Origin of the sequence: Cytobacillus firmus (genome assembly GCF_023715565.1) — a bacterium.
GTDB lineage: Bacteria > Bacillota > Bacilli > Bacillales > Cytobacillaceae > Cytobacillus > Cytobacillus firmus_C.
Window position 1 is genome coordinate 16093 of sequence record NZ_JAMBOJ010000062.1, and the last position, 14353, is coordinate 30445.

General features: G+C 44.1%; 15 protein-coding genes, 1 pseudogene and 1 riboswitch. Of the genes and pseudogenes, 4 read left to right on the forward strand and 12 right to left on the reverse strand.

Annotated elements, in window-relative coordinates; all coding sequences use genetic code 11:
• The first annotated feature begins 82 nt into the window (after nt 1-82).
• Nucleotides 83-910, forward strand: a complete 828-nt coding sequence (locus M3205_RS20380) for a MerR family transcriptional regulator (protein ID WP_251171551.1) — start codon at nt 83-85, stop codon at nt 908-910.
• A 104-nt stretch (nt 911-1014) separates the two neighbouring features.
• Here M3205_RS20380 and M3205_RS20385 read toward each other — a convergent pair whose 3' ends face one another.
• The 10 genes from M3205_RS20385 to M3205_RS20430 form a co-directional block, all read right to left on the reverse strand.
• Complete coding sequence (locus M3205_RS20385) at nt 1015-1215, reverse strand: cold-shock protein (protein ID WP_009335135.1); 201 nt, start codon at nt 1213-1215, stop codon at nt 1015-1017.
• Between the two features lie 379 nt (nt 1216-1594).
• Nucleotides 1595-3457, reverse strand: coding sequence for an ABC transporter permease (locus M3205_RS20390; RefSeq protein ID WP_251171552.1), 1863 nt, complete (start codon nt 3455-3457; stop codon nt 1595-1597).
• Nucleotides 3432-4196, reverse strand: coding sequence for an ABC transporter ATP-binding protein (locus tag M3205_RS20395; protein ID WP_251171553.1), 765 nt, complete (start codon nt 4194-4196; stop codon nt 3432-3434). The genes M3205_RS20390 and M3205_RS20395 overlap by 26 nt, the downstream gene beginning before the upstream one ends.
• An 87-nt stretch (nt 4197-4283) precedes the next feature.
• Nucleotides 4284-5285 (reverse strand): sensor histidine kinase, encoded by a 1002-nt coding sequence (locus M3205_RS20400; protein ID WP_251171554.1) that lies wholly within the window; start codon nt 5283-5285, stop codon nt 4284-4286.
• A gap of 14 nt (nt 5286-5299) precedes the next feature.
• Nucleotides 5300-5989 (reverse strand): response regulator transcription factor, encoded by a 690-nt coding sequence (locus tag M3205_RS20405; RefSeq protein WP_251171555.1) that lies wholly within the window; start codon nt 5987-5989, stop codon nt 5300-5302.
• A 97-nt stretch (nt 5990-6086) separates the two neighbouring features.
• Nucleotides 6087-6425 (reverse strand): hypothetical protein, encoded by a 339-nt coding sequence (locus M3205_RS20410; RefSeq protein WP_251171556.1) that lies wholly within the window; start codon nt 6423-6425, stop codon nt 6087-6089.
• Nucleotides 6426-6524: 99 nt separating this feature from the next.
• On the reverse strand, nt 6525-7010 hold the full coding sequence (locus tag M3205_RS20415) for a nitroreductase family protein (RefSeq protein WP_251171557.1): 486 nt from the start codon (nt 7008-7010) through the stop codon (nt 6525-6527).
• Nucleotides 7011-7102: 92 nt separating this feature from the next.
• Nucleotides 7103-7531 (reverse strand): DUF4181 domain-containing protein, encoded by a 429-nt coding sequence (locus M3205_RS20420; RefSeq protein ID WP_251171558.1) that lies wholly within the window; start codon nt 7529-7531, stop codon nt 7103-7105.
• 139 nt (nt 7532-7670) lie between these two features.
• On the reverse strand, nt 7671-8162 hold the full coding sequence (locus tag M3205_RS20425; protein ID WP_251171559.1) for a methylated-DNA--[protein]-cysteine S-methyltransferase: 492 nt from the start codon (nt 8160-8162) through the stop codon (nt 7671-7673).
• Nucleotides 8159-8725 carry a bifunctional transcriptional activator/DNA repair enzyme AdaA gene (locus M3205_RS20430; protein WP_251171560.1) on the reverse strand — a complete coding sequence of 189 codons (567 nt, stop codon included), beginning with the start codon at nt 8723-8725 and terminating at the stop codon, nt 8159-8161. The genes M3205_RS20425 and M3205_RS20430 overlap by 4 nt, the downstream gene beginning before the upstream one ends.
• A gap of 119 nt (nt 8726-8844) precedes the next feature.
• Here M3205_RS20430 and M3205_RS20435 point away from each other — a divergent pair, with 119 nt between their 5' ends.
• From M3205_RS20435 to M3205_RS20445, 3 genes and pseudogenes are all read left to right on the forward strand, one after another.
• Nucleotides 8845-9759 carry a DNA-3-methyladenine glycosylase family protein gene (locus M3205_RS20435; RefSeq protein ID WP_251171561.1) on the forward strand — a complete coding sequence of 305 codons (915 nt, stop codon included), beginning with the start codon at nt 8845-8847 and terminating at the stop codon, nt 9757-9759.
• 101 nt (nt 9760-9860) lie between these two features.
• Nucleotides 9861-10046: riboswitch (cobalamin riboswitch) on the forward strand.
• A 140-nt stretch (nt 10047-10186) separates the two neighbouring features.
• Nucleotides 10187-12463 (forward strand): annotated as a pseudogene (gene metE, locus M3205_RS20440) (5-methyltetrahydropteroyltriglutamate--homocysteine S-methyltransferase); the annotation flags it as partial.
• A gap of 48 nt (nt 12464-12511) precedes the next feature.
• On the forward strand, nt 12512-12961 hold the full coding sequence (locus M3205_RS20445; protein ID WP_311315747.1) for an acyl-CoA thioesterase: 450 nt from the start codon (nt 12512-12514) through the stop codon (nt 12959-12961).
• 298 nt (nt 12962-13259) lie between these two features.
• Here M3205_RS20445 and M3205_RS20450 read toward each other — a convergent pair whose 3' ends face one another.
• Both M3205_RS20450 and M3205_RS25970 read right to left on the reverse strand, forming a co-directional pair.
• The gene (locus M3205_RS20450; RefSeq protein WP_251171562.1) at nt 13260-13868 is read right to left on the reverse strand and encodes a YitT family protein; all 609 of its coding nucleotides are present in this window, start codon (nt 13866-13868) and stop codon (nt 13260-13262) included.
• Nucleotides 13869-14266: 398 nt separating this feature from the next.
• The gene (locus tag M3205_RS25970; RefSeq protein WP_396105258.1) at nt 14267-14353 is read right to left on the reverse strand and encodes an IS3 family transposase; all 87 of its coding nucleotides are present in this window, start codon (nt 14351-14353) and stop codon (nt 14267-14269) included.

Genomic DNA, 14353 nt, shown 5'->3' on the forward strand with positions numbered 1-14353 from the left:
AAAACAGTCAAACTTGAATTTTATATACGATCTATCCTAGTGTATATAGTAACTATATAGTCAAGGGCAGTGATGTAAAAAAATGAGTAAAAAAGATGGCAAATATTTAACGACAGGTGAATTCGCAAAGCTTTGCAAAGTTAACAAGCAGACCATTTTTTATTACGACCAGATTGGGATTTTGTCTCCGGTCATGAAAAATGAAAAAGGATACCGCTATTATTCCATTCATCAATTAGAGCTGTTTTTTGTGATTGATTTATTGAAGGATCTGGGCATGTCGCTTAACGATATACATCAGTACATGCAAAATAAATCGCCCGAAAGCTTTTTATCCATCATGTACCGGAAAAAAGAAGAGATTGTAAAGAAGCGTCAGGAAATCGAAATGAAGGAGAAAATGATTGAAGCCAAAATAGCCATAATGGAAGAGGCCTCCCACCTTAATTTCAACCGGATTATGCTTCAGCGTTTGCCGGAAGCAACCCTTTATTTAAGCAGAAACATTCAAAATATATCGGACGAAGAATTTTTAGAGGTCATCTCGGATTTTATTAATGAATTGCAGATCTCGCAGCTTGATTCAGGCTATCCGATCGGGTCTATAACGAAGCGTGAGCAGGTACTGAAGGGGGAATACGCCAATTACAGCTATTTGTATATCGAGCAGCCCAATCCAAAGGAAGGCCACCCCTATTTTCGGGCCGTTAAAGGGGACTTCCTCATCGGCTATCATGTCGGGAGCGAAAAAACGATCGGCGATACGTATAAGCGGCTTTTTTCAGAGATGGAACGGCTCGGTTTAACCTTGGGAGAGTATGTATTTGAAGAGTACATTTATGATACTGTTGTCCGGAATGATAAGGAGCATTATGTTACGAAAATTATGATGGAGGTGGACCGGGGGTAGGGTGCGACAATCTTTAATTTGCCCTGCTCATTAGCAGGTGGGTTTCTTTATGTACAAACAAAAAAACAGGCCCATAAAGAGCCTGTTTTGAGTTTGGTTTAAGATTAAGCTTTGCGAACGTTAGCTGCTTGAGCTCCACGCTGGCCTTGCTCAACGTCGAAAGTCACTTCTTGACCTTCTTCTAGAGATTTGTAGCCTTCGCCTTGGATAGCTGAGAAATGAACGAATACGTCTTCTCCACCTTCACGCTCGATGAATCCGAAACCTTTTTCACTGTTAAACCATTTTACTTTACCGTTTTCCATTTTTGTTGCCTCCTCGTGTGTATAACCACACATTGTGTTACTATCCTTGCTCTCAGTGATCATCAAGACGTAAAGTTATTACTCAAACTATCCTTTACACCGAACAAAAATAATTCTTAATAAGCATACCACTTTTCAGAATTATATGCAAGGAACACAATAATTTATTCAATTTCGAAAACCGGAAGCCATCCTTCATCCCTGATGTGACGCAGGTTTGGGTTCGGAAATAAATTTCTTGTTTCCCGCTTTTGCTGTCTGAAGTTGCTCCAAGTTCGAACTCTGCAGACGGGATTTCTCCATTGTCTAAAGGAGATTAGACTTCAGCAAGTCCTCTAAAAACAAAGGGCCAGATTCAATCTGACCCTTGCTCCTTTTATTAAATTACCGCCTGTATTTGCTTCGTATAGAAAAAGCGCACAATGAAGAAGTAAACAACCTGGATGGCCAGGAAAACACTCAGAACAGCGACTGATTCTTTAAACAGGTTAAAGTAGAACAGGTTCGATAACGCAGTCAGCGCTACAGCTCCATGGATTAGAGCAACGAGGATCGGTGCGAAAAACAGAATCATCGTCTGTCTGTTTAAGACCTTCTTCAGCTCTTTCTCCGTCAGACCCATTTTGGAAATCGACTTGAATTTTTGTTTGTCTTCATCCAGATCCATGTAAAGCCGGAAGTACAGGAAGCTGCCGGCTGATACGAAAAAGACAATCCCGATAAACAAGCCGACAAATAAAATGGGACCGTACCCCTTCATAATCTCATATATTTCATACTCTACAGATGTGATCTCATATCTTGGCAGCTCTTTGTACATCTTTTCAGAGGCAGCCATTACCCTTTCTTCCCCATCCGTAGCTTGCCAAGCGTAATAGCTTTCTTTCAAAGTCGGTTCAGGAAGTTTTTTAAAATCCTCATCAGAGACAACAAAATAGGAATCTATTGCCGGCAGGGCTTTTGTATGAATCGCTTCTTTCGGTTTCAAAACTGTGCCGGACGTCAGTGTAATGGTCTCATTCATGAGGTCCTTCGATTGCCCGAAGTTGGTGCCTTGATACTCCACCACCACTACTTGTCCTTCTTTTAAAGTAACAGGCTCTTCGCCAATAAGGGAGGCAAAACGGTTAAAATCGGATTGGCTGGCAATCTGAGTGGAACTTCCGCCCACTTCAAACCTCTGCAATACGGTATGTGCCGATTCGGTTTCTATGTTTTCTTCCGTTAGTATTCGGTTGATAGTCGCAACATTTTTCTCTTCTTGATCTTCACTCGTTATATAGGAAAACGTTGTGGCATTTTGATTTTTTATGCTCGAAGTCAAAACGGTCTGAAATCCGAACAGCGTGCCGATCGCACTGAAGGCAACCGTTGAAACCATGGCCACCATGAAAAAAGTTCGCGCATTATCCTTCATGCGGAAAGCCAAATCCGAAAACAGCAGCATATTCGTCTTAAACCAGAAAACCCGCTCATTTTTCTTTAATCGTCTAATGATAAACACGCTTAATTGCGTAAATAACAGGTAGGTCCCGATGCAGACAACTATGATCACCGGCACCATTGCCGCTACTACCATTACACCTTTTGCGAGTAAGGCTGTTGTATACCCCGCCCCTAATAAAAGGACCGCCAGGATCGTTAAGAAAAGATTCGCTTTCGGCTCACCCTTTGACATCTTATTTCCTTTTATTAACTCAATCAGCTTTTTACTGCGCAGGACATACGTGACAAACAAGGAAATAAAGAAAAATAAAATGATGAAAGCAATAAAGGTAACCAGGATGGCTTTCACCGGAAAGTAAAAAGAAAGCGTCCGTTCAATAATCAGCACATTCTCAGCCAGCAGCAAAATCCCTTTTGCAAACACAAGGCCAAGCAGAATACCGCCCAAAGTTGCAAATAAGCCAATCAGCATATTTTCCAAAAAGACCATGAGACGGATCTGCTTAATGCTCATGCCCTGAATCATTAGTAAGCCAAATTCTCTTTTTCTGGACTGCAGAAATGAGCTCATCGAATACAAAACAAAAAAGAACGAAAACACATATATAATTCCGGCAGCTGCATTCATTCCCTTCGAAACGGTTGAGTTCATCGCATCCCCGCTTAAGGCAGGATGGTTCGCAAAAATTGAGAAGGTAAAGAAGACCATAACTGTAAATAAACTGCTGAGAAAATAGGCTGCATACAGCCGCTTGTTGCGGATGACGTTGTTAAACGCGAACTGACGAAAGGTCATGTGCATCCCCTCCCAGCAGTGAAAGTGTATCGATGATCTTTTGGAAAAAAGCCTGGCGGTTATCGCCGCGGTGTATCTCCGAATAGAATTTCCCATCCCTGATGAAAATGACCCTATTGCAATAGCTCGCTGCCTGGGCATCATGTGTGACAAGCATCATCGTCGTCTTCTCCGTTTTATTAATCGATTCAAGCAGTTCCATTACATCCTTGGAAGACTTGGAATCCAAATTCCCTGTCGGTTCATCTGCCAATAGCAGCTTTGGCGTATGAATCATCGCTCTTGCCACAGCGGCTCTTTGCGCCTGTCCCCCGGATATTTCATACGTCCGTTTATTCATAATGCCGGTAATCCCCAGTTTTTCAGCAATTTGATACGCTTTTTCCTTCATTTCCTTCACCTTTTTTCCATCTAATGTCAGCGGAAGGACCATATTTTCTTCAACCGTCAAGGTATGAAGCAGGTTGAAGTCCTGGAAGACAAACCCAAGTTCACGGCGCCGGAATTGTGCCAGCTCCTCTTTTTTTAAGACATGGGGATTTCTTTCATTGATCAGGATTTCCCCTGTTGTAGGTTCATCAATGGTTGCAATCATGTTCAGCAGCGTTGTTTTCCCGCTTCCCGAAGGTCCCATGATTCCGACAAACTCACCTTCATTAATGGTTAAATTAATATCTGTTAACGCACGATAGGCGATTTTTCCTTCATAAATCTTGCTTACTTGCTTCACTTTTAGCATCACAAGCTCTCCTTTCACATTCAGTTGACTTGTGATCAGTATATCCTTCAGACCCGTTTCAAAAAATCGATTTTTCTTTCACTTACCTTACAAGATTGTAAGGTTCTGTGTTTTTCCGAAAATCAGCCGGAAAAGGGACCCTTCCCCAAGCGTGGATTCCAGTTCAATCCGATGGCCAAGGTAATCGGCCGCCTCCTTCGTCAAGTACAGCCCCATACCTGTGGACTCTCTGAACTTCCGCCCATTTTCACCGGTATAAAAGGGTTCAAAAACACGGCGTTTGTCCGCCTCTGGAATCCCGGCTCCAAAATCCTTCACTTCTAAGACAGCTTCCCCGTCTTTTTCATAGACGGAAATATCAACCCTGCTGCTCTTTCCCCTGGAATACTTGACCGCATTATGAATCAGCTGGGAAAGTATAAAGAACAGCCATTTCTCATCTGTCTCTACGATGATGTCCTCTTTTTCAAGCAGAAGATTCGGATACACCCCGTTCCGGATATAAAACCGTTTGTTTTCGCCATTTACTTCATGAATGATTTTCGACAATTGTACGGGTTTGATATGAAAATCCTGTTCGATTGTGCGGAGTCTCGCCATATAAAGAATGGTATTCAGGCCCGTCTTCATCCGGTCTGTTTCTTCCCGGATGCTTGATGAATCCGGTTCATCCAGGTTTTGAGCAATCAGCTCAATGACAGAAAGCGGTGTTTTCATCTGATGAACCCATTGATCCATGAATTTCAGATGCTCGTCCTGCCTGGATTCCAGCGCTTTGATTCTCGTTTGATAGTGTTTATACTGTGCCTTCAACAGCTCATCAAGCGCCATGGAGATGGGGGAATTTTCTGTTGTTTGAAAGGAATCGTCAAGAGAAGAAAGCTCATTTGTCAGCCTTTTATAAAACTTGCGGCGGCTAAAATAGTGGTAGGACAGGTAGGCCGTGAGAAAAAATAGGCCGAGAAATATGCCATAGAGAGCCGGCAATAGACGCTGATAGCCATCAAGCCAGTAAATAGCCAGAACCACAAAAAATTGAACAACCTGTACAGCAATTAATAGCGCGTGCTCTTTAAAAAATAATTTCATGTCTCTCCAGCCTTTCACCAGGTAACAATCAAACGATAGCCTGACCCTCTCACGGTTTCAACCGCTCCTGAAAGCCCAATCGCCTCAAACTTTTTTCTTACCCTCGCCATATTTACATTCAGTGTATTTTCATCGACATAAACTTGCTCATCCCACAGCTTTTCAAGAAGATCCTCACGCCCGGCCACACGCGGGTGCCGCTCCATGAGACTTTCGATGATGTCCGCTTCTTTTTTTGACAGCTGGACCGTCTCATCACAAAATGTGAGTTCCATTCTTTCCGGAAACAGCTTTAATCCTTCTATCTCCAATATCCGTTCCTGTGCCTGAGAGGCATACTCCCCGTAAGCCCGGCGCAGCTGGCTACGGATTTTCGCCATCACAATTTCCGGGTGAAACGGCTTCGTGATAAAATCATCCCCGCCATTTTCAAGCGCCATTACCTGGTCCATCTCCCCTACCCGGGCGGAAATGAAGATAACCGGACATATGGATTCTTTCCGGATTTGCCTGCACCAATAATAGCCATCAAAACTCGGAAGATTGATATCCAAAAGGACAAGATCCGGCTTGTGCTTATGAAACTCTGCCATTACATCGTCGAACTGTTCCGCAGCCGCAGCCTCGTAGCCATATTTCACTAAATAGGTCTGCAGGTGCTCCGCAATCTTCGGGTCATCCTCAATAATGAATATTTTCTTCATCCTCTCACTCCTTCGTCTTAGAAAATTATGCCATAGGGAGAACGTGAAAAAAAGAGCTGCGTGTGCACCCCTTCCTGAACTTCTTGCAATCGTTAATCTAGAGTAAATAAATCACTGCTCCAACAGCACCTGCTAACATTAACCCAATGCCCTTTTTAAAGTGTCTTTGTCTAAAAGTACCCACACATCCTGAAACGAAGCCGATGAACACTAAACCTACGCCTATATGCTGCAGGAGTTTTATTTCTGAGATATTGCCGGTAATAAACACCTGAAAACCAATACAGGTAAAAACAAGCAGGAGGAATGAGAGATTTTTCAGCTCATTCTTTACATCCCGCTTTTCTTCATATTTCATTTTTTTATATGCTTTTCTTATACTGAAAATAGGAATTGACCATATTAAAATGATTATAAAAGCCTGGATGATTTTCATATAAACTCCTCTTGTAAGATAGTAATCAATCACTTCGAGATCATACCATATTTTAACAAAAAGAGCACCATCCAGTGGATAGGCGCCCTATTAAAATGATTATGATAAATACTTAATCTTCTTGTCAATCGGTGTACGTTCCTTTGCTTCTGGCACTTCCTCAGGGAATCCTACTCCCAGAATACCGACTACATCGTAATCATCAGGAACATTTAAAGTCAATCTGGCTTTAGCTGAAGTGCCCAGAGAAGACCAGAAAGTGCCCACTCCAGATTCCCATGCCATCAGCATAAAGTTCTGGATAAAGCAGGATACGGCAGCCATATTCTCAGTTCGTTCCAGAGCTGTTGCTCCATGTTTGGAGAGAATCGCCAGCACAACGGGGGCACCGCCAAAATCGGTTTTATGATTCAGCTGAGCCCTTGTTTCCGGACCAGCAAATAATACTTCCCATGGCTCCGTCATTTTATGGTTAGGTGCCATGGCTGCAGCCTCCAGCCAGGTTTTAATTAAGCTATGATCCACTGCATCCGGCTTGAATTTTTTTATATTGCGGCGAGTTGTAATGATTTTCTGTATATCCACTGTGTATTTCCCCTTTTTGTTGATTTACTATATATAATACTAGATTAATTGTATTTTATCTTTGAAAATTATTCGATGATCCCATTCATAGACTAAAGCATCCAGAGGAAATCAGTTTTAATTACTGTTAATAACAAAATTAAAACAAAGGCCAGATTAATAAGGGTCACTATATAAGACCTGCGGTTTTCGGCATATTTCCACTCCATAAAAGCCCTTGCGCTTTCTGAAACACCGATAAAGACAAAAAGCAGGAACCATGGTTCAAAAAACCATAGCCATTCCATCGGATCCCTCGTCATGTTAAAAATGCCTCCGGACAGGATGGTCACTACAAAGCCTATTCGAATAGTCCAATCCACCTTTTTATGTTTATCATTGATATGGTTATAAGAAAAAAACTTCTTTTTCTCAACCTTCAGCCACTTTCTTAAACCCAATTCGAAGAAATACATAGATGCAACGACAACCGTTACTAAGAGCAATAACTTAGGCCCGAACATTGGATCAATGCCATACATATCTTTCCCTCCTCCGCCTTTGTACGAACAACGTGTTTTTTTGTCTATTTCTACGAACTCGGGAGGAAAAAGTTCCCTTTAACATTTGGATGTTCCAGCTGCAGAAAAAACAAAAGCCGAAGAGGTCATCTCTTCAGCCTTATTTCTCCAATTCAAGCAGGGTCTTCTTCATTTCAACGCCTCCGCGGTAGCCGGTTATCGCACCATTTTTGCCGATGACACGATGGCATGGGACCACGATTAACAGGGGATTGGCACCGATTGCTTTCCCAGCTGCCCGAACTGCCTGCGGCCTGTTTATTTTCTCTGCAATGTCCGAATAAGAGACTGTTTGTCCATAGGGAATTTGTGCTAATGCCTCCCATACTTCTTCTTGAAACAGAGTTCCCCTCGCATCCAAATCTATTGAAAAAATTTGTCTTTTTCCCTGGAGAAATTCCTGTATTTCCAGCATGTATGGCTGCAATGCATCTTTATTTTCCGCAAGCACTGCAGCTGGGAAATATTTCTCCAGGGAGCTTTCAAATTCCTTAAACTCGGGATCAGATCCAATATAGCAGAGACCATCTTCTGTTTTCGCAAGATAAAGGCTCCATTCACCGTTCTGCAGGATCGCCCATTCAATGTTCATTCTTTCTCCTCCCTTGTTTTATTTCTATATGCTGCAGGCGTTGTGCCGAACTTCTTTTTAAACAAAGAGATAAAATAAGGGGTGCTGGGGAATCCTGCTGATGCACCGACATCGGCTATGGATTGTTCCCCGTCCTTCAGCAGATGAACGGCTTTTTCGAGCCGGAGATCCTGAATATATTCTGTAGGCGACTTCCCGGTGACCCGTTTGAACACCCGCTGCAAATGATAGGGACTTCCATGAAAAAGATCCCCCAATTGATGTAATGTAATAGAGTCTTTATAATGCTGATCGATCCACCCGGTTATTTGTCTAATCCATTCTTCTGCAGGCAGGCTGATCCCTTCCGGTTTACAGCGCTTGCACGGTCTGAAATTTTCTGCCAGTGCTTGATCAGCATCTTTAAAAATAGCGACATTGCCAATATTCGGGACTCTCGAACGGCATGATGGCCTGCAGAATATCCCTGTCGTCTTAACGCCATAAAGAAAGAGATCATCATAGGATTTGTCGCAATCCTTTATTGCGGTCCAGTATTCTTTTGGAATCTCTTCATAAGCCACATGCGCTCACCTCTGATAAAAAGTATACACAAAAAAGATTCATCCTCAGCCATTTCCTATATATAAACGCAAGATAACGTAATCCTGAGGACTTATAATAAAGAAAAGGGGGAATCAAAATGAGCTTTCAATTTGTTAACTGGAAAGATGATAAAAATGGCCTGGTACTTTTCACTCCGTCTGAATTCAGCTTTGCTGAAAACCTGCAATATTTAACAAGATCGGCAAGTGAATGCCTTTATGAGATTTCCGGCGAGACGATTAGACGCGCCATTTCCCTCAGAGATGAAAAGCTGCTGCTGGAAATAAGCGCGTCAGATCAGCTCCTATCTGTCAGGAATCATAAGCCTGTCACGCATCAAATGAAAACGGAGATTGCAGCATATATTCATGATTGGTTCGACCTTGGAACCAGCCTTACCCCCTTTTATGAGATGGCAAAAACTGACCGACTGCTGAAGATGCCTGCAGAGCAATTTTTTGGACTGAGAGTTATGGGCATTCCTGATTTATTCGAAGCTCTTGCTTGGGGAATCCTTGGGCAGCAGATTAACCTTACATATGCATATACACTGAAGCGGAGGCTCGTTGAAAAATATGGAGAGTCGCTGGAGTACGGGGGGAGTAAATACTGGCTCTTCCCTGCAGCGGAAACGATTGCCGGGTTAACCATCGAAGATCTGTCCGACCTAAAAATGACGGTAAAAAAATGTGAATATCTTATTGATGTGGCACGCTTAATTGCAAACGGTGAGCTTTTAAAAGAGGAGCTGCTTAAAGAAGATGTAAAAACTGCAGAAAAAAAGCTGACCAAAATACGCGGCATCGGACCCTGGACCGCCCATTATGTCCTCATGAGGTGCCTCCGCTTCCCGAACGCTTTTCCTATCGATGCTGTCGGCCTGCATAATGCGATAAAAGTGATCTCTGGCTTTGAAAGAAAGCCTAAGAGAGAGGAAATTCTGAGATATTCTGCCCGCTGGAAGAATTGGGAAGCATACGCTACTTTTTATTTGTGGAGAGTTTTGTACTAAAAACCTTTTGACAGCATCAGAATCCCATGCTAGTATTTTCTTTAAATTTAAATTTATTAAATTTTTTCAGATCTTTTTGATTCGTCCGCAAACCAGACAACTTCATAACAAATGCTTCAGGTGCTGAACGAACTTGTTCAGTTAAAAGGGAAGACCGGTAAAAGCCGGCGCGGTCCCGCCACTGTATTGGGGAGCTGCTTATATCAAACCACTGTTTCATCTGAAATGGGAAGGGTTAAGCTGCGGTGAACCAGAGCCAGGAGACCTGCCTGTTGTATGCACTTGTACTCTACGGGTATATAGAGAGGAGTGAGATAAGCAAGTTGGGGAAGCCCCGACTCTATTTAACTATGCACAACTATCTCTCTTTTCATTGAAAAGAGAGATTTTTTATTTTACAGAGAAAAAGGACGGGAGTGTTGTCAGATTGAGTAAAGTGAAGAGTTCGAGTTTAGGATATCCGCGTATTGGAGAACAGAGAGAATGGAAAAAGGCGCTGGAGCAGTTTTGGAAGGGCGTCACTGAAAAAGAAGATTTCTTAAAGCACATGGAGGAGCTGCGCCTGAATCATCTGAAAAAACAACTTGAGCAGGGCATTGATCTGGTGCCTGTCGGCGACTGGAGCATGTACGATCACATGCTGGATACGGCAGTTATGTTTGGGCTGGTGCCAAAGCGTTTCCACTATAACGGCGGCAAGGTCACACTGGAGACCTATTTTGATATGGCCCGGGGAAATGCTTCTGCTGTTGCATGTGAAATGACGAAATGGTTTAATACCAACTACCATTATATCGTTCCGGAGCTGGACCAGCATACTCCTTTCCTTTCTGAAAATCGGCCGCTCCAGTTCTTTAAAGAAGCGAAGCAAAAGCTCGGCATCACAGGCAAACCGGTCATCATCGGCCCCATCTCCTTTGTCAAATTAGCGAAAGGCTATACAAAGGCCGAATTCGTGCAAATGGTGCACCTGTTTGTGCCTTTGTATGCCCAGATACTCAAAGAACTTGAGGAAGCCGGTGCTGAATGGGTGCAGATGGATGAGCCGATTCTATGCAGCACGCTCACTCATGAAGATATCCAGCTCTTTAAAGATGTGTATGGGCTATTAAGCGAAGCAGCCCCGGGCATCAATCTGACTCTGCAGACTTATTTTGATTCGGTGGATTTCTTTGAAGAAGTAGTCTCCCTCCCTGTTCAAGGAGTCGGCTTGGATTTTGTCCATGATAATGGCCAGAACCTGGAAGCCCTAAAGAAATATGGATTTCCAAAGGATAAAACCCTGGCCGCCGGCGTGATTGATGGCCGCAATATTTGGAGAGCCGATTTGGAGAAATGCTTCAGGCTGCTGGAGGAAGTTTCCGAATACGCTGCGAACCTGATTGTCCAGCCAGCTTCTTCTCTCCTGCATGTTCCGGTAACAGTTAAAAATGAGGAAAAACTGCATCCTGTATTAAAAAACAGCCTCTCTTTCGCGGATGAAAAACTGCGGGAAATCGGCATTCTTTCAGATGGGCTTCAAGGCGGCAGAGAGAAAGCGGCCGACGAAATAGCCGCAAGCTCATCTGCCATCCGAACATTCGGGGACCTATCCGAACGCCAGTACCAGGAGGTAAGAGAGAAAATGGAGAACCTTCAGGCATTGAACAGGGAACGGTCCGCTCCGTTTGAAGTCCGGCATCAGGCGCAGGAAGCTGCCTTTAAGCTGCCGATTCTTCCAACAACCACCATCGGCAGCCTTCCGCAGACACCTGAGGTCCGGAAAGAGCGCCTTAAATGGAGGAAAGGTGAGATCACACATGAGGCCTATGAACAATTTATTCAAAATGAGATCAAAAAGTGGATCAGCATTCAGGAGGATTTGGGACTGGATGTACTTGTCCACGGGGAATTCGAGCGGACTGACATGGTTGAATATTTCGGAGAGAAGCTGGGCGGCTTTCAATTCACGAAATGGGGATGGGTGCAATCCTATGGATCACGGTGTGTCAAACCGCCGATCATTTATGGGGATGTTTTTTTTAAGGCACCGATGACCCTGAAAGAATCCATCTACGCGCAGTCGCTGACATCCAAGCCGGTAAAAGGGATGCTGACTGGACCAATCACCATTCTGAATTGGTCATTTGTCCGGAATGATATCCCCCGCTATGCAGTGGCAAAGCAGATTGCTCTGGCATTAAGGAAAGAGATTAAAAACCTTGAGGAGCATGGAATCCGGATGATCCAGGTGGATGAGCCCGCCCTCAGAGAAGGACTTCCTTTAAAAAGGAGAAATTGGGACAGTTACCTGCATGCAGCTGTGGATGCCTTTAAATTGGCTACGGCATCTGTGAAAAATGCTACCCAAATCCATACCCATATGTGCTACTCCAATTTCAAAGATATTATCGAAGCTATTGATGCGCTGGATGCAGATGTCATCTCCATCGAAACGTCCAGAAGCCATGGCGAGCTGATTGGGGCATTTGAGGAAAGCGTCTATTCAAAAGGAATTGGACTTGGCATTTATGATATTCACAGTCCGCGTGTACCAAATGTGGAGGAAATGACCCGGAATATTGATCGGGCACTAAAGGTCCTGAATCCAAGGCTGTTCTGGATTAACCCGGACTGCGGTCTGAAAACACGCGGCATAACAGAAGCCACCGGGGCACTGGCTGTGATGGTGGATGCCGCACGCCAGGCCAGGGAAAAGCTGTTGGCGCAATGGAATGAAGCGGAAACTTCAGAGAATTCCCACTCAACGGAAGTGTCGAAAACCATCCAAACCCGATTGGTCCTTCCGCCTGACACGAACCACCTGCAGACGATATTTGGCGGAAAGGTGCTGGCCTATATTGACGAAATTGCGGCACTGGCAGCCATGAAGCATGCCAACAGCGCGGTCGTGACTGCCTCGATTGACTCGGTCGATTTCCTCTCTTCCGCTAAAGTTGGGGATGCTTTAAGTCTGGAAGCCTATGTCACTTCCACAGGACGGACCTCAATGGAGATTTACGTGAAAGTCACGTCTACGAACCTCCTGACAGGCAAAAGCACACTGACGACCGAATCCTTCCTGACCATGGTTGCGGTCGATGACAATGGGAAGCCGGTTCCGGTTCCGAAAGTCATCCCCTTAACAGATGAAGAAATCCGGCTTCATGCAACTGCGGCAGCCCGGAAGGAACACCGGATAAATCGAGCGAGCATTCGCTGATGAGGGTTTACTCTCTGATGTAATGCATAACTCATTGTAAATTAAAGGACAGGGCCCACGCCCTGTCCTTTCTATGTCAGAAAAAAGTACAGCGGGGTCATCACAAGAAAATAAGGCTTGAAAAAACACCCGCCAGCACAGCCAAGACAGCCTTCATCTCCTAGCTGTTCAACCGCTTCATAGATATTCTCCCTTACATCTCTTCCATTGTCCTTTCTTCACCTTTGCACTTGTGGCTGTTCTTTCTGATGGGTAATTATTTTTCAAAAAAAAAAGAAAAGACCATACGGCCTTTCCTTTAATAATGAATCTTATATTTCTCCGCCAGTATTTTCATATCAAGCCTGTAAAGAAGATCAATCATCCGTGTCCCGATCATCTGGCAGATCACGGCATATACAATGACCTTCCAGTCCACGACCACTGCCGTAAGAAGCAGCAGACTGCCGTTTATGTAAAATAATGTCCGTCCCGGCGCACTTCCCCTTGCTTTGGAGATGATTAATGCAAGGATATCCATGCCGCCGGAGGAAGCCCCCATTCGGAATAGGATGCCGACTCCTACTCCAAAAATGACAGCACCCAGCAGCAAGTCCAAAAGGACCGGATTAAGCGGTTCTAATGCTAAGCGAGTCAGAAGATCGATCGTTATGGAAGTGACCGATACACAATAGAGCGTCCAGATTACACTGCTTTTCCCCAGCCACTTTGCCGCTGCAAAGAGCAGGCCAGCGTTCAGCACCCACAATGTGACCGAATAAGGTGTATTCATCAGAAAATTAAATAGTACTGCCAGACTTGCAGCGCCGCCAGACGGTATAAAATGGGGAAACAGAAAAAAGGTCATCGCGATTCCCTGAATGCCGGCGGCCATTCCCAATATCAAAGATTTATAGAGTACTTGCATGACAAAAGCTCCCATCATTTTTGCTTACTCTATCTTATACTATTTCCATAGAATACAAAACCACTCGAGGTGATAGAGCTTCCCGGAAGGTGCCTCGGAAAACCTGCAAGATAGGCTGGGATGAAGTGGTTTGAAGATTCACAGCAGCAAGCACTGTGTTTTGAAATAGAACTTTTGTAAAAAGCTCGCCTGCAGTCCAGTTCTTTCTTTTTTTCCAGCTAATCTGTCTTCAAAGTCCCCTACCCTTTTCCCGATTCGGCTTCCCGTTTCCACCAATCTCAGGTTTGTTTCCCCATTTTCGATGGTTGCTTCCTCGATTTCGGCAGACTCCCCGAATAAAAAAACCCGGCACTCAAAAAGTGAACTGTGCCCCGATTTACGGACAGTTTAAAAAGCGCCTATGCGGCTAGTAAATGACCCCGGTATTGCACCGGGGTCATTTTATTTAAGCCCCATTGATAACGATGCTGGTTATATTCCTCGAT

Coding starts and splice junctions, on each gene's coding strand:
- M3205_RS20395 (WP_251171553.1), bottom strand. CDS start 4,196: ATGCTAAAAGTGAAGCAAGTAAGCAAGATTTATGAAGGAAAAATCGCC.
- M3205_RS20425 (WP_251171559.1), bottom strand. CDS start 8,162: ATGAACATTGAATGGGCGATCCTGCAGAACGGTGAATGGAGCCTTTAT.
- M3205_RS20380 (WP_251171551.1), top strand. CDS start 83: ATGAGTAAAAAAGATGGCAAATATTTAACGACAGGTGAATTCGCAAAG.
- M3205_RS20400 (WP_251171554.1), bottom strand. CDS start 5,285: ATGAAATTATTTTTTAAAGAGCACGCGCTATTAATTGCTGTACAGGTT.
- M3205_RS20390 (WP_251171552.1), bottom strand. CDS start 3,457: ATGACCTTTCGTCAGTTCGCGTTTAACAACGTCATCCGCAACAAGCGG.
- M3205_RS20450 (WP_251171562.1), bottom strand. CDS start 13,868: ATGCAAGTACTCTATAAATCTTTGATATTGGGAATGGCCGCCGGCATT.
- M3205_RS20405 (WP_251171555.1), bottom strand. CDS start 5,989: ATGAAGAAAATATTCATTATTGAGGATGACCCGAAGATTGCGGAGCAC.
- M3205_RS20410 (WP_251171556.1), bottom strand. CDS start 6,425: ATGAAAATCATCCAGGCTTTTATAATCATTTTAATATGGTCAATTCCT.
- M3205_RS20435 (WP_251171561.1), top strand. CDS start 8,845: ATGAGCTTTCAATTTGTTAACTGGAAAGATGATAAAAATGGCCTGGTA.
- M3205_RS20420 (WP_251171558.1), bottom strand. CDS start 7,531: ATGTATGGCATTGATCCAATGTTCGGGCCTAAGTTATTGCTCTTAGTA.
- M3205_RS20385 (WP_009335135.1), bottom strand. CDS start 1,215: ATGGAAAACGGTAAAGTAAAATGGTTTAACAGTGAAAAAGGTTTCGGA.